The organism is Stenotrophomonas maltophilia (assembly GCF_001676385.1).
GTDB classification, from domain to species: domain Bacteria; phylum Pseudomonadota; class Gammaproteobacteria; order Xanthomonadales; family Xanthomonadaceae; genus Stenotrophomonas; species Stenotrophomonas maltophilia_J.
In genome coordinates this window covers 15474-32183 of record NZ_LYVJ01000004.1, presented here as the reverse complement: position 1 = coordinate 32183, position 16710 = coordinate 15474, and the positions used below count along the sequence as shown (strand labels likewise).

Below are 16710 nucleotides of genomic sequence, written 5' to 3'. Positions count from 1 at the left end.
CTATGCTGGCCGCCCCTGCTTGTGAGACGCCCGCCATGCGCACGCTGTACCCCGCCATCAAGCCCTACCGCGAGTTCATCCTGAAGGTGAGCGATCTGCACACGCTGCATGTCGAAGAATGCGGCACGCCTGATGGCATTCCGGTGGTGCACCTGCACGGTGGCCCGGGCGCCGGCATTTCACCTACCCATCGCCGCTTCTTCGACCCGGCGCGCTACCGCATCGTGCTGATCGACCAGCGCGGCAGCGGCCGTTCCACGCCGTTCGGCGAGCTGCGCGACAACACCACGCAGGACCTTGTCGCCGACATCGAGAAGGTCCGCGAGCACCTCGGCATCGAGCGCTGGCTGGTGTACGGCGGCTCCTGGGGCTCAACGCTGTCGCTGGCCTATGCGCAGGCACACCCGCAGCGCGCCACCGGGCTGATCCTGCGCGGCGTGTTCCTCGGGCGCGGGATCGAGAACCGCTGGTTCGCCGAGGCCGACGGTGGTGCACGCTGGATCTTCCCGGAGCGCTGGGACCGCTACGAGGCCTACATCCCGGAAGCCGAGCGTGGCGACATGATCGCGGCCTACTGGTCGCGGCTGGACAGCCCGGACGAGGCGACCCGCATCGAAGCCGCACAGGCCTGGCTGGGTTGGGAGGACAATGCGGCCACCCTGCAGCACGATGTGGATGCCGGATCCACCGATGATCCGCTGGACACACTGGCCAAGGCCCGCATCGAAGCGCACTACTTCCGCAACGGCATCTTCCTGGAACCGGACCAGCTGTTGCGCAACGTTGATCGCATCCGCCACCTGCCCTGCGTGATCGTGCAAGGGCGCTACGACATCATCTGCCCGCCGCGCAGCGCATGGGACCTGGCCAAGGCCTGGCCGGAGGCGCGGCTGGAGATGGTGACCTCCGGCCACAGCGCGAACGAGCCGGCCACGGTGGATGCGCTGGTGCGGGCCACCGACGACTTCGCGGACCCTGTTACTGCGGGCAACTGATTACGAAGCGCAGGGCAGCTTCCTGCCCTGCAATCGCGCGCCCGTCCTGGTCAGGTGACCATGACGAAATCGCCTTCGACATGCATCTCACCCCGCAAGCAGTCATACGACAGCCGTAACCCTGCCTGCTGGTTACCTGCTGCACTTCCGGGCGGAGACGTGGAGCTAGAGATGTGCCCTGAGCCATTCGATCTGGATCTTGATGATCCTGTGGAAGTACTCGCCACTGTAGGCATCGTAGTGGCGCGCCCCCGGCTCTTGGTAAAGCGTCTTCTCGTCTGCGGCAACCGCATCGAACAGGGCGCGCCCCTGCGCAGGGGGATTCACGCGATCCTGGCCGGCAATCACCACCAGCGTTGGACAGGTGACCCGCGCGGCCGCCAGGGCAGGCTTGTAGTTCAGGGTCTCGCGGACCGTCAGGAACGGAATCTTGACATCCATCTTTGGATGCTTCTCCCTGTTCTCTTCAAAGAATGCCTTCGATTCGGCATCGTTCAGCACCTTGGTGATGCCTACGAACATTTCCTTGCCGGTCGTGGCTTTCCTTTCAGCCATCTTGTCCAGCGTTGCCACAAATGCCGCCTTTTCAACATCGCTCATGTGTCCGGTCACCACCTCCTCGCCGTCCGCGAAGCCCAGCTGACTGATCACGCAGCGAATCCCGCCGTCCTTCGCAGCCGCCCCGAAGACATGCCCTGCACCCAGCGACGTGCCCCATAGCGCGATCCGCGTACTGTCCACATCCGAACGTGCGCGAACCCACTTGATGACAGATTGAATGTCCTCGATCTGCATCGCAGGCACAAGCCGGCCTCGCTCACCGTCACTGTCTCCAAAGCCCCGATAGTCGAACGTGAGGGTCACAAATCCTGCCTTCGCAAAGGCATCGGCAAAGTCTGGAAGGAGCAGGTCCTTGATGCCGCAGAAGCCATGGCACATGATGATGACGGGCCTTGACGGGCCATTTCCGGGCTCGCGAACAGTCAGGGATATCCCCTCGGGAAGATGCAGAGTCGAAGTCTTCATTGATGGCCCTGGGTCTGTCTGGTGGACGCCAGTCTATTTCCAGAGCAACGCCTCCCGGAGCAACGTCTCTTCGTATTCCGCACAATCCGTGACGTAGACCGCCAGCAAAGAAGGACACCGGGACGCTGCGTGCAGAGGCCCCTCCTTCGAGTCGAGCCGAAAGCGTCAAGCCCCCCTCCCCGATTCCGTTCGGGTCATGCGGCTGTCGCTAGGTTCACCGCAGCCAGGGGCGCATCGCTGATGTGCCCCTGGCCGGTGTTCGCACGCGGCAGGCCGGCCGGGTTTACCAGGCCAGCCGCACGCCCACCTGGGCGCCCACGTTGCGGTAACCCTGTTCACCCCGCTGCACGCTCATGCCTCCCCATGCGTCGATACGCTCGCCCAGCTGCAGCTCGGCACCGGCCTGGGCTTCGTAACGGTTGCGCGGCAGGTCGGCCGACAAGGCGTCGCCATTGAACTGCAGGCGATGCGCGGTGCTGCTGCGCAGCCAGTTCAGGCCCAGAAACGGCTGCACCCGGTTGATGCCTCCAGTGGCATGACCGAATACGCGCACACCCGCGCGGCCGCTGAGGCTACCGTCATCGGCATTGGTGACCACCGAACCGTTGTCCTCGACATGGCGGTCGGCGCCATAACGGCTGTACGACAGTTGCAGCTGCGGCTGCACGTACAGGCGGGCTGCCGCACTGCTCCACACCGGCAGGGTATAGCCGCCTTCCAGCGAGGCGCTGCTCACGCGCGAATCGTAGCGTTCCACCTGCAGGCCTTCGCCATGCACGCTGTTGCGGAAGCGGCCATGCTGGACACTGGCATCGACATAGGCGCCCTCGCCGGCGTTCTGCTGCCAGGTGGCGTAGACACCCACGGCATTGCCCTGCACCCTGCCCTTGGCGCGGTAGCCGGTCAATGCGGAGGTCGCCACGCTGTCGGCGCGGCCACTGCCCAGCATTACGCCGAAGGCGGTAGTGCCAACACGTGCCAGGTCGCTGCCGATCTGCAGCACCGAGGTGTTGCCGTCCACCGAAAGCTGGCCGCCGACCGCGCTGAAATCGGCCTGCTGGCGGCCGATGCGCGCCCACGCGGCGCGGGCATCTTCACTGGCCAAGGCTCCCTGCCGGTCCGCCATGCGATGACTGAACATGCCCAGCGCGGCGGACTGGTTGGCAAGATAGGCACCCGCTTCCGGGCGCAGCACCGGCTGCGGTGGCACGATGGGATTGACCGGATCCACCGGAATGATCGGGTCGGTGGGATCAGTCGGGTCGATCGGATCAGTCGGATCAGTCGGGTCGGTCGGATCAGTCGGGTCGGTCGGACCAACCGGGTCAACCGGGTCAACCGGCACGCAACCCGGTGCCGTGGGGTCGGTCACGCACGGGTCCGGCAGGGTCGGCAGCTCCGAGCGCAGGTACCAGTTGCCTTCGCCGCCGGGAACGCCCCCCTTGTGCAGGAAGTACTCGTAGCTACCGGCGACGGCGCGCGAAGCCAAGGTAAAGTCCGCCAGGGAATTGCCTTCGACCTCGATCAGCGGAATACCGTCGACGGTCTGCCCACCTCGGCTCGCATCCAGTCGCGACACGCTGATGCTGCCATTGCCAGCCGTGTCGCCGCGCACGCGCACGCGGCCGCCCGGCGATGCATCCTCGCCAAGATCAACGCCGATGGTGAAGTGGGTGTCCTGCACATCGAGGTTGCCGTCGATGTTCAGCACATGCTACTGCACCTCCAGATGGCTGTTGCCGCGGGCATGCAGGCCTTTGATCGTGGCATCACCGTGCAGCGCCCACTCGCTGCCCTGCATCGACAGGGTATCCACGATGGACGACGTTCCTTCCCAGCGTGAGCCGTTCCCCAGCGCCACATGGACGCTGGACAGCGGCATGCGACCTGCGTCCAGATCCGTCTGCGTGTAGACGATGTCGCCCTTCAGAACGGACGCATCAAGGTCCACGGTGAACCGCCCGTCGACGTCGGCATCCACGGAAACGGCGGGGCCCGTAGCGCCGCCGGAGATTTCGGATCGATGCTGCAGCGCGAGCGTCGAATCGGTGCCCGCCGTCACCCGGACACCGCCGGCGTTGCCCGTAATGCTGGCGTTGTCGAGCGACAGCCGGTCGGCGTCTTCGATCACCGCGCCCCACGCATCGGCGCCCGTTGCCGTCACCGTGCTGTCTTGAAGGTCAACGGCGCCGGTCCCCTCGATCACCAGGCCGTGGGCGCGCTCGCCCTGAGTGACGATCCTGCCGCCCCCCATCACGTTGAGGGTACTGTCGACGACCTTCAGCCCGGTGGCCTCGTTCCCTTGGGTGACGAGGATGATGCTGCCCAGGGTGCCCGTGCTCGATCCCTGCATGAGCACACCGTGGGCGCCTTCGCCCTGCGTGATCATCTGGCTGTGCTCCACCCAGAAGTCGGCGTCGTCCGCCTGGATGCCGTGCGCATTCCTGCCCTGGGTATAGACCATCATCATGGCCGCAGAATCCAACGTGCCGCTGCTGAGCGAGATGCCGGTCGCGCCTTCGCCAACAGTCTCGATGTTGAAGCGCGAGAACTCCGAGGTCCCCGCCAGCGTGGCGATGCCACCACTGTCGACGCGTACACCGTAGGCACCATCACCAGCGGTCTTCAGATGGAATCCCCTGGCCCTGGCATCGATCTCGCCACCGTTCAGCACATGGAACGCATGTTCACCGACTCCGGCCGTGTCGTACGTGTCCGGTGTCGCGATCACGACGTTGCCGTCGGCGATCAATGGAGCGGCCATGGCCGGGAGGGCGGCAATGGCAGAGGACAGCGAGATCGCCAGCAGTGAACGGCGTAGCGTGGTCATTTGTTATGAATCCGTGAAAGAGATCGTGCATGGTCTCTGTCCGCCATGCTTCCCTCCATAGAACGAATTCGAATGCTTGACCTTGCCGGGTCGCCGTCACCGGCTATACCCACGTATAGCCGGGCTAACCCACGGGCCTCTAGGACGACCCCATCCAGTGGCGGACAATTGCCACCGGCCAAGGCACCCCTGCCCGGCACCCTCCTCTCATGGAGACGCAGATGAACCCCGACCCTGCTGGGCGCGACGCGCCCGCGACGCCCGCTTCCCGCCATTCCCTGGCGCCTGCCCAGCGTTCCCTGCCCGAGTGACGGGGGTCGCCAGGCGCCGCCTGCCTGGAGATCACCGCCATGTCCACCACGATCCTTTCCATCACCGTCCGCCGCCTGATCGCTGAGCGTGATGTCGCCGGCCTGCGCAGCCAGCTCTTGCAGCACGGACCGGTGATGTTCGCGCGGGCGTTGTCATTGGGCTCGCCACGCGTGGTGGCCGATGCCCTGTCGCTGCTGCCGATCAGCGAGCGCATCAACGTGCTGCGCCACCTGCCCCATCCACTGCGTGACGCGATGAAGCCTCTGTGCACTGGCGGCAGCCAGCGCCTGCGCCTGCAGCCGTGGTCACCGGCGGTGCTGGCACTGCGCTCCGCCTGATCGGCAGCGGTCGTCCGTGGCCGACCCCGATCCTGCCCGGCCATGCGTTGCAGGCCACGTCATCCAGGACCTTCCAGGTCCACCGTTATCGCCGGCGGCAACCCCGCCACCCTGCACCCGGGAGGACCCGAATGGACATCAATCCGAACCTGCCGGCATTCAATGCCGGCGCGACCCTCAGCTCGCTGATCAGCCTGTCGGTCGCCTTCGTGCTGGGCACGTTGATCGGCCTGGAGCGCCAGCTGCGCCAACGCACCGCCGGCCTGCGTACCAACACCCTGGTGGCCGTGGGCGCGGCGGTGTTCGTCGACCTGGCCGTGCGCTTCCATGACCTGTACGGCGGCCCGCCGTCGCCGCTGCACGTGGTGGCCTATGTGATCTCCGGCGTGGGTTTCCTGGGTGCCGGCGCGATCATGAAAGATGGCGCGCAGGTGTCGGGCCTGAACACCGCCGCCACGCTGTGGGGATCGGCAGCGGTGGGCGCGTGCGCCGGCATCAAGCTGCTGCCGGAGGCGGTGCTGGCGGCGCTGTTCGTGCTGGCCGCCAACACCCTGTTGCGGCCGCTGGTGAACCGCATCCAGCGACAGCCGCTACCGGAAGCGTTCAGCGAGGCCACCTATGCGATCAATGTGGTCTGCCAGCGCGAGCAGCAGGCCGAGGTGCTGGACCAGTTGTTGCTGTTGCTGGAGCGGGCGCAGTACCCGGTGCGCGCGGTGGACCAGCGGCCATTCGGTGAGCGTGACGTGGAAATCGAAGCGGTGTTGTATGCCACCACGGTCGACGGCGCTGAACTGGATGCCGCGCTGGCCACGCTGGCAGCCACGCCCGGTGTGCTGCAGGGGTTCTGGAACGCCAGCCTGGAGGAGTAGCGCGGGCCGCTGGCCGGCAACCTCATGATCTCCGGACGCGCCGTGCATCGCTTTGGTGGGTGCCGACCGTTGGTCGGCACAAACCCTCATCGCCCCCGCCATTCAATTGCTGTGCCGACCAACGGTCGGCACCTACCAGGAGCCGGCACCCACAGCACAAGAGCCTGCCGACCAGGGTCGGCATCCACCGATGGCGGCTTTGCTATCCTTTCACCCCACGCCAGGGAGCCGTCCCGATGCCATCGCTGTCGCCCCGCCGCCCGCTGGTGCTGCTGGCCCTGATCGTCGTGATGGCGGCGATCTTCCTGCTCGATACGGTGACCGACTACGCGGTGGCGGCCGCCTGTTTCTACGCAGCGGTCATTCTGGCCGCCTCGCGGACGATGGCGGCGCGCGGGCTGATCACCCTGGCCGTTGCCTGCGTCGCGCTCACGGCCCTGAGCTTCGCCCTCACCCGCTTTGGCACCTATCGCATCGGCCTGGTCAATTCGGTGATCGGCATGCTGGTGATCATCATCACCACGTACCTTGCATTGAAAATGGAGGCAGCCAAGGCCGCGGTGCAGGACGCACAGGCCCGGTTGCTGCGGGTCGCCCGCGCTTCTACCGTTGGCGAGCTCACCACCTCCATCGCCCATGAGGTGAACCAGCCGCTGGCCGCCATTGCCAGCAGTGCCGAGGCCTGCCAGCGCTGGCTGGCGCAGGATCCGCCGAACGTGGACAGGGCACGGCAGACGGTAGCCCGCATCCTCGCCGATGCGCATCGCGCCGGTGACGTGATCGCCCGCATCCGTGGCCTGACCCAGGGCGCGGCCCCCCAACGCACGATCTTCGACCTGAACCAGGCCGCCGAGGAAATGCTGGCGCTGTCGCGCAGCGAACTGGACCGCCAGGGCGTGACCGTGGCCCTGCAGCTGGATCCGGGCCTGCCCCTGATACAGGCCGACCGCGTGCAGGTTCAGCAGGTGATCGGCAACCTGATCCTCAACGCAGTGGACGCCATGGCCGCCGCCCCCGTGGCCGATCGCCGCCTGTCACTGCTCACCCGCCGCGAGGGCACGCGCGCCAGCCTCAGCGTGCGCGACCGCGGCGCCGGCCTGCCCGCCGATGCCCCGGAACGCGTGTTCGACGCCTTCTGGACCACCAAACCGCACGGCCTCGGCCTCGGCCTGAGCCTCAGCCGCTCGATGATCGAAGCCAACGGCGGCAACATCCGTGCGGAACGACCGCCAGAGGGCGGCGCCTGTTTCCGCTTCGACCTGCCGATCGCCACGGATGTGTCCCATGCCTGAGCGCGCTGCACCTGCTGCTGACCCGGCCCCCATCGTGCACGTGATTGACGATGACCCGTCGGTGCGCGCCGCACTGGAAGACCTGCTCGCTTCGATGGGCCTGCAGGTCCGGGCCTTCGCCTCCATCCAGGCGTTCCTGGAGCACGAACGGGAAGACGCACCGGCGTGCCTGGTGCTGGACGTGCGCATGCCCGGCCAGAGCGGCCTGGAATTCCATCGCACGATGGCCAGCCAAGGCCTGCAGCTGCCGGTGGTGTTCATCACCGGCCACGGCGACATCGCGATGGGGGTCAACGCGATCAAGAATGGCGCCATCGAGTTCCTGACCAAACCCTTCCGTGACCAGGAGCTGCTCGATGCCATCCACAGGGGCATCGAGATCGATCGCCAGCGGCGGCGCGATGACGACGTGCTGGCCGCGCTGCAGCAGCGCTGGGCGTCGTTGAACGCAGGAGAACGCGAGGTGATCGTCGGCGTGGTGCAGGGTCGCCTCAACAAGCAGATCGCGGCCGATCTGGGTGTCAGCGAGATCACCGTGAAGGTGCGCCGCGCTCAGGTGATGCGCAAGATGGGCGCGCGCACTCTGGTCGACCTGGTACGCCTGTACGACCGGCTGCAGGTGGGCACCCCATGAGCGTGCATGTTGCGCTGCTGCGTGCGGTCAATGTCGGCGGGACCGGCAAGCTGCCGATGGCTGAGCTGGTGGCCCTGTGCGTGGACGCCGGCTTCACCGACATCCGTACTTACATCGCCAGCGGCAATGTGGTGTTCCGCAGCGCGCTTGACGAAGCCGGCGCGCGCCAGGCCTTGGCCCAGCGCCTGCAGGCCTACGCTGGCAAGCCGGTGGGCGTGCTGGTGCGCTCGGCCCGCGAGATGGCCGACGTCGTGGCCCGCAATCCATTTCCGGACGCTGCCGGCAACCGCGTGGTCGCGCTGTTCGTGGATGCCGCACTGCCCACCGATCCCTTGGCCGGGGTGACCGGCCTGCGCGGTGAGCAGTTGGCGCTGGGTACCCGCGAGCTCTTCGTGCACTATGGCGACGGCATGGCCGACTCGCGCCTGCGGATTCCCTGTGCGGCACAGGGCACCGCACGCAATCTCAACACCGTTGCAAAGCTCGCGGCGATGGCGGCAGCGCTGCGCTGACAGTCGGCATCAGGCGCGCTGCAGCCGCCGCTTCAACCGCGTGTCCATCCATCCCACCACCAGCAGCACCGCGCTGGTCAGCCAGCCAGCGGCCAGCAGATGGGTCTGCGGCAACGCCATGCCCAGCACCCCCAGTGCCACCGCCCCGATCAGGTGGGAACGCGGCGTACGCCCGTAGACCACCCGCTTGTACAGCGCACTGCCCAGCAGGTAGATCAATGGACCGGCCACCAGCACCGTGGCATACAGCGGGGTGACTGCGGCACCCGGATGGACCATGACCAGATCGTTGCCCACGGCGGTGGCGATGATGCCGGCGATCAGCAGGGCATGCACGTAGTGGAAGTTGGCGCCCATCCGCCCGGGGTCATCGGCATGGGTGATGGCCTCGGTGGCATCGCGGCTGGAGATGCCGAAGTACAGCCACCACATGGCGAGGGTGCCGGCGAACGTTGCCAGCACCGCCGAGACCACCGCGCCGCTCCAGTCGTCCACCTCGCTGAGCACGCCCCCCGTCGCCAGCAGCGTCTCGCCCAGCGCGACGATGACGAACAACTGGCAGCGCTCGGCCAGGTGCCCGCCCTCGATGGTCCATTCCCGGGTATGCGAGCGGCCCAGCCCCGGAAACGCGAAGCCGAACATCGGTGACACATATTCGCAGGCCACCGCAGCGGCCCACAGCGCCAAACGGGCGTTGCCCTCGGCTGCGGCGCCGGCCAGCCAGAAGCAGGCCGAGACGCTGACCCAGGCCAGCATGCGACGGAAGTTCGGCGCCAGCGGGTGGCGGCGGCCAACCTCGAACAGTACGAACACGGTGCGCCCGACCTGCATCGTGGCGTAAGCCGCCGCAAATACCCAGGCGCGCCCGGCGAAGGCCTCGGGAATCGACGAGGACATCAGCAGCGCCAGCAGCATGGTGGCAAACAGAAGCGCCCGGATGCGCGGCGCCTGCGGATCGAACCAGTTGCTGACCCAGCAGGCGTACTGCCAGCCCAGCCAGACCGCGAACCACAGCACCAGGGCCTGCAGCACCCCGGCCAGATCCAGGTGATGCAGCAGGTGGTGGCTGAGCTGGGTGACCGCGAAGACATAGACCAGATCGAAGAACAGTTCCTCGTAGGTCACGCGGGCATGGTGCCCGTCGCGATGGCGCAGTGCGGGCAGGCGCAGTCGTGTCGTCATGGGTGTCCTTCAGCGCGCCAGGCGCCAGTACAGGAAGCCGGCCAGCAACGCCGGCACGGCGAATACCAGCAGCAGGATCGGCAGTTCCTCGCGGACGGCGTAACCGGCCCTGCTCACGCCCACCCACATGTTGGCCACCGACACCAGCAGCCAGGTGGCGATGAATGCCAGCAGGGCCGTGGGCAGCTGCGAGGTGCCCACGCTCCACAGATGCCCGAACAACAGGAATACACCCAGCAGCACAAGGCCGCCCACCATCACCAGAAGCACATGCATGGTTCACCTCCTTGCGCCTGCAGGCAGGCTAGCTGCGGGGGATTCTGCGCTCCAGCCCGTGCACGTGGATTCACAATCCATACCCGGCGAACAATCACCCCGCCTTCCGTGGCGGGGCCTTATCGGAGCCATGAGTTATTCGCGAAACGGCCGGCCGCGCCTGCGTGCTAGTTTCACCTCCTCCTTCCGGCCCCGCTTCCCCCATGCACCCTTGCCTGTCATCCCTTGCCCTCGCCGCCACGCTGCTCGCCCTCGACGCCACCGCCGCCGACGCCCCGCTGCCGCAGCTGCAGGCCTACACCGTGGACGCCTCATGGCTGCAGCCGATGGCGCCCCTGCAGATTGCCGACCACACCTGGCAGATCGGTACCCAGGACCTCACCGCCCTGCTGGTACAGACCGACCAGGGCGCGGTGCTGCTGGATGGCGGCATGCCGCAGATGGCCGACCATGTTCTGGCCAACATGACGGCACGCGGCGTGGCGCCGCGGGACCTGCGGCTGATCCTGCTCAGCCATGCCCACGCCGATCACGCCGGGCCGGTCGCCGAACTGAAGCGGCGCACCGGCGCGCACGTGGCCGCCAATGCGGAATCGGCGGTGCTGCTGGCACGCGGCGGCAGCGATGACCTGCACTTCGGCAACGACATCACCTTCCCGCCAGTCACTGCCGACCGCATCGTCATGGATGGCGAGGTCGTTTCGATCGGCGGCATCGCGTTCACCGCCCATTTCATGCCCGGGCATACGCCCGGCAGCACGGCCTGGACCTGGACCGACACCCGCGATGGCCTGCCGGTACGCATCGCCTACGCCGACAGCCTGAGCGCGCCGGGCTACCAGTTGCAGGGCAACGCCCGCTACCCACGCTTGATCGACGACTACCGGCGCAGCTTCGCCACGGTGCGTGCCCTGCCCTGCGACCTGCTGCTGACCCCGCATCCGGGCGCCAGCCACTGGAACTATGCCGCCGGTCGCAACGCTGGTGCCCAGGCACTGTCCTGCAAGGCATATGCGGATGAAGCCGAGAAGAGGTTCGACGCGCAGCTGGCCAAGGAAACCGCTGCACGGCGCTGAGCGCAGGGCGACAGGCGTGCCCCTCGCCCCGCGACGGCGCTATGCTCCGTGGCGAGGCGGATCGCCCACTCCCTTCCTGCCCCCGTCCGGACATGCTGAATGCCTGATTCGCCCCCATCACCCCCTCCGCCGCCCGCAGGCACGACCCAGCGCCCGTTGCAGCGCTGGCGTGGCGAGCGGTGGCAGGCGCAGGTCGACGGGGTGGCCGAGGAAGTGCCCATCGCCATGCGCTACAACGGCGCCACCTTCGCGGTGATGATGGCCACGCCGTGCGACCTGGAGGACTTCGCGCTGGGCTTCTCGCTGGGCGAAGCGCTGATCAGCACGCCTTCGCAGCTGCTGTCGATCGACGTGCGCCCGCAGCTTGAAGGCATCGCGCTGCAGATGACGGTGGCCGCGGAGGCCCCTGCCGCCGGCCTGGACCCGGCCAACGGACGCCTGCTGCCCGGCCGTGGCGGCTGCGGCCTGTGCGGCGCACGCGAACTGGAGGACGTGTTGCGGCCCCTGCCGCAGATCCGCGAGCGCCGCACCTATTCCCACGCCGCCCTGCGGCGGGCGTTGGCCGGGCTGGCACCCCAGCAGCCGATGAATGCGGTGAGCGGCTCCACCCACGCGGCCGCGTGGGCCGATGCCAGCGGGAGGATCGGCTGGGTGCGCGAGGACGTCGGCCGCCACAACGCACTGGACAAGCTGATCGGCGCCCTGCACCACAACGAGCACGTCATCGACGGCGGGTTGCTGGTGATCTCCAGCCGGGCCAGCTATGAAATGGTGAGCAAGGCGGTACGGGCCGGCGCCAGCGTACTGGCCGCGGTTTCGGCGCCGACCGCGCTGGCGATCGACCTGGCGCGCAGCGCCGGGCTGTGCCTGGTCGGGTTCGCGCGCGAGGACGGCTTCAATGTCTATACCCACCCCGAACGGCTGCGAGCGGATGACGGGCACATCGGGTAACCGCCAGAAGGGTACTGGCGGCACAGGTTACGGCCGCTGCATCACTGCAGGCATGGCCCGGCGCTAGGCACGTTGTTCGAAGACGGCCGCCACCCAATCGATGAACACCCGCAGCCGCGGCGACGGTGTGCGGTTGCGCGGGTAGACCAGGCTCAGTGGGCTCGGCGTCGGCGGCGTGTCCGGCAGCAACTCGACCAGCTGACCACCTGCGATATACGGATCCATCCGGTAGCGCGGCGCCTGGATGATGCCCAGCCCTGCCAGCGCGGCGCCGAGGAACGCGTCTGCACCGGACACCCGTACCCGCGCCGGCAGCGGCACGTAGCGCACCTGCCCGCCCTGCTGGAACTCCAGCGGGATCAGCTGGCCAGTGGCACTGGAGCGATAGCCAACCATGATGTGGCCGTCCTGCAATGACGCAAGGGTGCGCGGCAGGCCCTGCGCCTGCACGTAACCCGGCGATGCCACGGTGACCTCGCGCAGCATCGCCAGCCGTCGTGCGGCCAGGTCGCTGTCCGCCAGGGTTCCGACCCGCAATGCGGCGTCCACGCCCTCGCGCAGCAGGTCCACATAGCGGTCGCCCTCGCTGACCTCCAGCTCGATTTCCGGGTAGCGCTGCAGGAAGCCCGGCAGGTGCGGAAACAGCAGGTGCCGGCCCAGCGTGCCATGCACTTCAATGCGCAACGGTCCGCGCGGCGGCGCGTCACGGAACGCAGCCTCGGCATCGTCCATGTCGGCGATGAGGCGCAGGCAACGGCCATAGAAGGCCTCGCCTTCCAGCGTCGGCACCACCAGCCGCGTGGTCCGGTGCAGCAGGCGCACACCCAACCGCTGTTCCAGCGACTTGATCGCGTCGGTGACCGTCGCCCGGGGCAGGCCGAGGTCTTCGGCGGCACGGGTGAAGCTGCGCCGCTCGACGATACGGACGAAGGCGCGCATGGCCGTGAAACGATCCATTGTTCGACTCACCGGATGATGTTGACGAATTATGCCTGATTATCCGCAGCACCGACTTGCGGAAGATGGTGTGGCGCCATTCCGGTGCGTCCTTCTGGAGCCCTCCATGCCAACGTCCCCATCCCCCGTCGCCCTGATCACCGGCGGCTCCCGTGGCATCGGCGCCGCCATCTCGCGCCGTCTCGCTGCCGACGGCTACACCGTGGCCATCAACTACGCCGGCCGCCGCGAGGAGGCCGAAGCGCTGGCCAGCGAACTGGCAGCTGCAGGCGCGCATGCCGTCGCGCTGCAGGCCGACGTCTCCGATGCGAATGCCACCCGCCAGCTGTTCGACGCGACCGAGGCCCGCTTCGGCGGTCTCGATGTGGTGGTGAACAGTGCCGGCGTGCTGCGCCTGGCACCGTTGGCGGAAACGGAGGACAGCGCCTTCGCGCAGGTGATCGGCATCAATCTCGGCGGTGCCTTCAACGTCCTGCGGGAAAGCGCGCGCCGGGTGCGCGACGGCGGCCGCATCATCGCACTGTCCACCAGCGTGGTGGGCACCCGCCCGGAGAACTACGGCGCGTATGCCGCCAGCAAGGCGGCGGTGGAAACGCTGTGCGCCATTCTCAGCAAGGAACTGCGCGGCCGCGGCATCACCGTCAACGCCGTGGCGCCAGGCCCCACCGCGACCGAGCTGTTCCTGGACGGGAAGTCACCGGCGCTGATCGAGCGACTGGCGAAGCTGAGTCCCCTGGAGCGGCTGGGCACCCCGGACGACATCGCCGGCGCGGTGGCGTTCCTGGCCGGCGCGGACGGTGGATGGATCAACGGCCAGGTGCTGCGCGCCAACGGCGGCATGGTGTAGGTCGCGGCCATCGCACACCGGTAGTCGCCCACCTTGGTGGGCGCCTCGCCGCGTGCCCACCAAGGTTGGCATCTACCAGAAGCGGGGCCCCGTATGCCGCCAACGGCGCATCAGCGGCTCATCGAATACGGCGCCTGCGCGCCCTGCCCCGGCCAGTCCTTGTTCGGCTCGGCCTGCATGGTGAAGCGCAACTCACCACCGGCCAGGATCTCGTCATGGCGCAGGAAGGTGCGCCGCAGGGGCTTGCCGTTGAGACTCACGCTGCCGACGTAGGTATGCCTGTCGTCCAGTCCCTCGGCCACGATGGTGAAGGTCTTGCCGTTGGGAAGGCGCATCGCGGTCTTCGGCAGGAACGGGCGTCCAAGGATGTACTCGCCCGAGCCCGGCGCCACCGGGTAGAAGCCCAGCGCGGTGAACACATACCAGGCCGACATCTGGCCGACGTCATCATTGCCGGCCAGGCCATCGGGGCGGTCGGCGTACTGGGTATCCATGATCTGCTTCAACCGCGCCTGGGTGCGCCACGGCTGGCCGGCATACGAATACAGGTAGGCTACGTGGTGGCTGGGCTCGTTGCCGTGCGCGTACCAGCCGATCAGCCCGGTAATGTCCTCCATGTGCGCGAAGATCGATGGATCGACCTTGGCATTGAACACTTCGTCCAGGCGCGCGAGCAGCTTGTCGCTGCCGCCGTGAACTGCGGCCAGGCCGGCGACGTCCTGCGGCACGTACCAGGAATACTGCCAGGCGTTGCCTTCGGTGTAGTCGGTGCCGTAGCCGCTGGCGCTGGGATCGAACGGCGTGCGGAAGCTGCCATCGCGCTTGCGTGCGCGCATGAAGCCGGTGTCCTTGTCGAAGGCGTTGCGCCAATTGCCTGCACGCTTGTCGAAGGTGGCCGCGATATCGGTCTTGCCCATCGCCTGTGCCATGCGCGCAATGGTCCAGTCGTCAAAGGCGTACTCCAGTGTCTTGCTGGCCGCTTCGCCTTCCTCGTCGATCGGCACGTAGCCCAGCTCGCGGTACTGGGCGATACCGTCGTAGGGGCCGTAGTTGGCGGTCTCGACCATCGCCTTCAATGCCTTGCCGGCGTCGAAGCCGCGAATGCCCTTCACATAGGCATCAGCGATCACCGGCACCGCGTGATAGCCGATCATGCACCAGTCTTCCAGGCCATGGAACGACCACACCGGCAGCATGCCGTAGGGACTGTGCTCATGGTGCGCCAGCATCGAATTGACGAAGTCACTGTTGCGTTTCTCCGGCTGCACCAGCGTCAGCAACGGATGCAGTGCGCGGTAGGTGTCCCACAGCGAGAACGTCGAGTAGTTCGTGAAGCCATCCGCCTTGTGCACCGCATTGTCCGGGCCGCGGTACTGGCCATCGGCATCCATGAACAACGTCGGCCCCAGCATCGTGTGGTACAGCGCGGTATAGGCACTGCGCCGCGCATGCTCGGGGGCATCGATATCGAGTACCGACAGCGCCTGCGTCCAGTCCTGCTTCGCCTGCGCACGCACGCGGTCGAAATCGAAGTCGGCCACTTCCGCGTCGAGGTTGGCGATGGCACCGGCTTCACTGACCGGCGAGATGGCCACCTTGACCACCAGCGGCGCGTCCAGCTTGCCGAACGCGAACGTACCGACCAGCTGACGGCCCTCGATCTGCGCGCGCTGCGCAGGATCCTTCTCGCCCGGCGGCGGGAAGCCCTTGTAGACGATGTCCTGCTCGGTGTTGTGCAACTCATGCCCGGCCAGCGGGCGTGAGAATCGCATCGCGAAGAACAGCTGCCGGCCCGGCGCCCAGCCGCGGGTTTCGCGGAAGCCCGTGACCGTGCCGTCGGCACGCACCCGTACCCGCGACCACAGCACCTTGCCCGGGTAGTCGTACATGCTGGTGCGCATGTCCAGCAGCACCTTGGCATCGGCGCCCTTGGGGAAGGCATAGCGATGCACGCCCACGCGCGCACTGGTGGTCAGCTCGGCACGCACCTTGTAGTCATCGAGGGTGACCGCGTAATAGCCCGGCTCGGCCTTTTCATCGTCATGACGGAAGCGCGAGGCATAGCCACTGCGCGGCTTTTCCGCGTCGCCGCGCTCCAGGCCGGGGTTGCCGGTAAACGGCATCAGCAGGATGTCGCCCAGGTCCGAATGGCCGGTGCCGGAGAAGTGCGTGTGCGAGAAGCCGACGATGCTGCTGTCGTCGTAGCGATAGCCTGCTGCCCAGCCATAGGCCTTCTCGCGCGGCTGGATGCGCGTGTCCGGGCTGAGCTGGACCATGCCGAACGGCACCGTGGCCCCCGGGTAGGTATGGCCCTCGCCGCCGGTACCAATGAAAGGATCGACCGACGCATAAGCGCGTTCGGCAGCGGTTTTTGGCGTGGCAGCCAAGGCGGCCCCAGAGGCAAGCATGGCGGTCGCGGCAAAAGCGATCAGGAGACGACGGTCCAGCGTGGGCATCGGCATTTGGATCGATTCAGGTGGTGGTCAGATCCTAGCACCCGCGTTCTGGCATCGCATGTTGCGGTGCGGCTGAACGGTTCCAATCACACAGCCTATGGCGAATGAAGACTGCAATTAATTGCATGGATCGATCCATCCCCCTTCACCAGACTGT

16 protein-coding genes are annotated in these 16710 nt (G+C 67.2%); 9 read left to right on the top strand and 7 right to left on the bottom strand.

All coding sequences use genetic code 11. The features are described from left to right. Positions 1 to 35 precede the first annotated feature (35 nt). Positions 36 to 995: a prolyl aminopeptidase gene (gene pip / locus A9K58_RS05960; protein ID WP_065198485.1), complete on the top strand. Its 960-nt coding sequence runs from the start codon at positions 36 to 38 to the stop codon at positions 993 to 995. A gap of 165 nt (positions 996 to 1160) precedes the next feature. On the opposite strand, the gene uilS is transcribed toward pip, so the two are convergent. From uilS to A9K58_RS19815, 3 genes are all read right to left on the bottom strand, one after another. After that, positions 1161 to 2021 (bottom strand): UilS family quorum-quenching N-acyl-homoserine lactonase, encoded by an 861-nt coding sequence (gene uilS / locus A9K58_RS05955; protein WP_065198484.1) that lies wholly within the window; start codon positions 2019 to 2021, stop codon positions 1161 to 1163. 283 nt (positions 2022 to 2304) lie between these two features. Continuing rightward, on the bottom strand, positions 2305 to 3732 hold the full coding sequence (locus tag A9K58_RS19820; protein ID WP_155760442.1) for an autotransporter family protein: 1428 nt from the start codon (positions 3730 to 3732) through the stop codon (positions 2305 to 2307). A gap of 3 nt (positions 3733 to 3735) precedes the next feature. Further along, the gene (locus A9K58_RS19815) at positions 3736 to 4851 is read right to left on the bottom strand and encodes a hypothetical protein (protein ID WP_155760441.1); all 1116 of its coding nucleotides are present in this window, start codon (positions 4849 to 4851) and stop codon (positions 3736 to 3738) included. Between the two features lie 350 nt (positions 4852 to 5201). On the opposite strand from A9K58_RS19815, the gene A9K58_RS05945 reads away from it, so the two are divergent. The 5 genes from A9K58_RS05945 to A9K58_RS05925 all read left to right on the top strand — a co-directional run bounded on the left by A9K58_RS05945 (position 5202) and on the right by A9K58_RS05925 (position 8808). Beyond that, the gene (locus A9K58_RS05945) at positions 5202 to 5501 is read left to right on the top strand and encodes a hypothetical protein (protein WP_065198483.1); all 300 of its coding nucleotides are present in this window, start codon (positions 5202 to 5204) and stop codon (positions 5499 to 5501) included. Between the two features lie 131 nt (positions 5502 to 5632). Continuing rightward, positions 5633 to 6370, top strand: a complete 738-nt coding sequence (locus A9K58_RS05940) for an MgtC/SapB family protein (RefSeq protein WP_065198482.1) — start codon at positions 5633 to 5635, stop codon at positions 6368 to 6370. Between the two features lie 236 nt (positions 6371 to 6606). After that, positions 6607 to 7662 (top strand): sensor histidine kinase, encoded by a 1056-nt coding sequence (locus A9K58_RS05935; RefSeq protein WP_065198481.1) that lies wholly within the window; start codon positions 6607 to 6609, stop codon positions 7660 to 7662. Next, the gene (locus A9K58_RS05930; protein ID WP_065198480.1) at positions 7655 to 8296 is read left to right on the top strand and encodes a response regulator transcription factor; all 642 of its coding nucleotides are present in this window, start codon (positions 7655 to 7657) and stop codon (positions 8294 to 8296) included. Before A9K58_RS05935 ends, A9K58_RS05930 begins: the two co-directional genes overlap by 8 nt. Continuing rightward, positions 8293 to 8808 carry a DUF1697 domain-containing protein gene (locus tag A9K58_RS05925; RefSeq protein WP_065198479.1) on the top strand — a complete coding sequence of 172 codons (516 nt, stop codon included), beginning with the start codon at positions 8293 to 8295 and terminating at the stop codon, positions 8806 to 8808. The genes A9K58_RS05930 and A9K58_RS05925 overlap by 4 nt, the downstream gene beginning before the upstream one ends. Positions 8809 to 8817: 9 nt before the next feature. Here the strand turns inward: A9K58_RS05925 and A9K58_RS05920 are convergent, their stop codons facing one another. Together A9K58_RS05920 and A9K58_RS05915 are read right to left on the bottom strand one after the other, a co-directional pair. Continuing rightward, entirely contained in the window at positions 8818 to 9990 is a 1173-nt protein-coding gene (locus A9K58_RS05920) for a low temperature requirement protein A (RefSeq protein ID WP_065198478.1), read from the bottom strand. A 9-nt stretch (positions 9991 to 9999) separates the two neighbouring features. Next, positions 10000 to 10266: a hypothetical protein gene (locus tag A9K58_RS05915; RefSeq protein WP_065198477.1), complete on the bottom strand. Its 267-nt coding sequence runs from the start codon at positions 10264 to 10266 to the stop codon at positions 10000 to 10002. A gap of 203 nt (positions 10267 to 10469) precedes the next feature. Here A9K58_RS05915 and blaL1 point away from each other — a divergent pair, with 203 nt between their 5' ends. Beyond that, a complete protein-coding gene (gene blaL1 / locus A9K58_RS05910) occupies positions 10470 to 11342 on the top strand; it encodes a L1 family subclass B3 metallo-beta-lactamase (protein WP_065198476.1) in 873 nt (290 codons plus the stop codon). 99 nt (positions 11343 to 11441) lie between these two features. Then, positions 11442 to 12293 carry a formate dehydrogenase accessory sulfurtransferase FdhD gene (gene fdhD, locus A9K58_RS05905; protein ID WP_065198475.1) on the top strand — a complete coding sequence of 284 codons (852 nt, stop codon included), beginning with the start codon at positions 11442 to 11444 and terminating at the stop codon, positions 12291 to 12293. 63 nt (positions 12294 to 12356) lie between these two features. On the opposite strand, the gene A9K58_RS05900 is transcribed toward fdhD, so the two are convergent. Next, positions 12357 to 13250 carry a LysR family transcriptional regulator gene (locus A9K58_RS05900; RefSeq protein WP_065198474.1) on the bottom strand — a complete coding sequence of 298 codons (894 nt, stop codon included), beginning with the start codon at positions 13248 to 13250 and terminating at the stop codon, positions 12357 to 12359. A gap of 106 nt (positions 13251 to 13356) precedes the next feature. Between A9K58_RS05900 and A9K58_RS05895 the strand changes: the two genes are divergently transcribed. Continuing rightward, positions 13357 to 14097: an SDR family oxidoreductase gene (locus A9K58_RS05895; protein WP_065198473.1), complete on the top strand. Its 741-nt coding sequence runs from the start codon at positions 13357 to 13359 to the stop codon at positions 14095 to 14097. A 110-nt stretch (positions 14098 to 14207) separates the two neighbouring features. Here the strand turns inward: A9K58_RS05895 and A9K58_RS05890 are convergent, their stop codons facing one another. Next, complete coding sequence (locus tag A9K58_RS05890; protein WP_065198472.1) at positions 14208 to 16559, bottom strand: GH92 family glycosyl hydrolase; 2352 nt, start codon at positions 16557 to 16559, stop codon at positions 14208 to 14210. Positions 16560 to 16710: the final 151 nt, after the last annotated feature.

Bases quoted from the DNA above. Each gene is read 5' to 3' on its own strand.
- pip (WP_065198485.1), top strand. From the start codon at position 36: ATGCGCACGCTGTACCCCGCCATCAAGCCCTACCGCGAGTTCATCCTG.
- uilS (WP_065198484.1), bottom strand. From the start codon at position 2,021: ATGAAGACTTCGACTCTGCATCTTCCCGAGGGGATATCCCTGACTGTT.
- A9K58_RS19815 (WP_155760441.1), bottom strand. From the start codon at position 4,851: ATGACCACGCTACGCCGTTCACTGCTGGCGATCTCGCTGTCCTCTGCC.
- A9K58_RS05945 (WP_065198483.1), top strand. From the start codon at position 5,202: ATGTCCACCACGATCCTTTCCATCACCGTCCGCCGCCTGATCGCTGAG.
- A9K58_RS05940 (WP_065198482.1), top strand. From the start codon at position 5,633: ATGGACATCAATCCGAACCTGCCGGCATTCAATGCCGGCGCGACCCTC.
- A9K58_RS05935 (WP_065198481.1), top strand. From the start codon at position 6,607: ATGCCATCGCTGTCGCCCCGCCGCCCGCTGGTGCTGCTGGCCCTGATC.
- A9K58_RS05930 (WP_065198480.1), top strand. From the start codon at position 7,655: ATGCCTGAGCGCGCTGCACCTGCTGCTGACCCGGCCCCCATCGTGCAC.
- A9K58_RS05925 (WP_065198479.1), top strand. From the start codon at position 8,293: ATGAGCGTGCATGTTGCGCTGCTGCGTGCGGTCAATGTCGGCGGGACC.
- A9K58_RS05920 (WP_065198478.1), bottom strand. From the start codon at position 9,990: ATGACGACACGACTGCGCCTGCCCGCACTGCGCCATCGCGACGGGCAC.
- A9K58_RS05915 (WP_065198477.1), bottom strand. From the start codon at position 10,266: ATGCATGTGCTTCTGGTGATGGTGGGCGGCCTTGTGCTGCTGGGTGTA.
- blaL1 (WP_065198476.1), top strand. From the start codon at position 10,470: ATGCACCCTTGCCTGTCATCCCTTGCCCTCGCCGCCACGCTGCTCGCC.
- fdhD (WP_065198475.1), top strand. From the start codon at position 11,442: ATGCCTGATTCGCCCCCATCACCCCCTCCGCCGCCCGCAGGCACGACC.
- A9K58_RS05900 (WP_065198474.1), bottom strand. From the start codon at position 13,250: ATGGATCGTTTCACGGCCATGCGCGCCTTCGTCCGTATCGTCGAGCGG.
- A9K58_RS05895 (WP_065198473.1), top strand. From the start codon at position 13,357: ATGCCAACGTCCCCATCCCCCGTCGCCCTGATCACCGGCGGCTCCCGT.
- A9K58_RS05890 (WP_065198472.1), bottom strand. From the start codon at position 16,559: ATGCCGATGCCCACGCTGGACCGTCGTCTCCTGATCGCTTTTGCCGCG.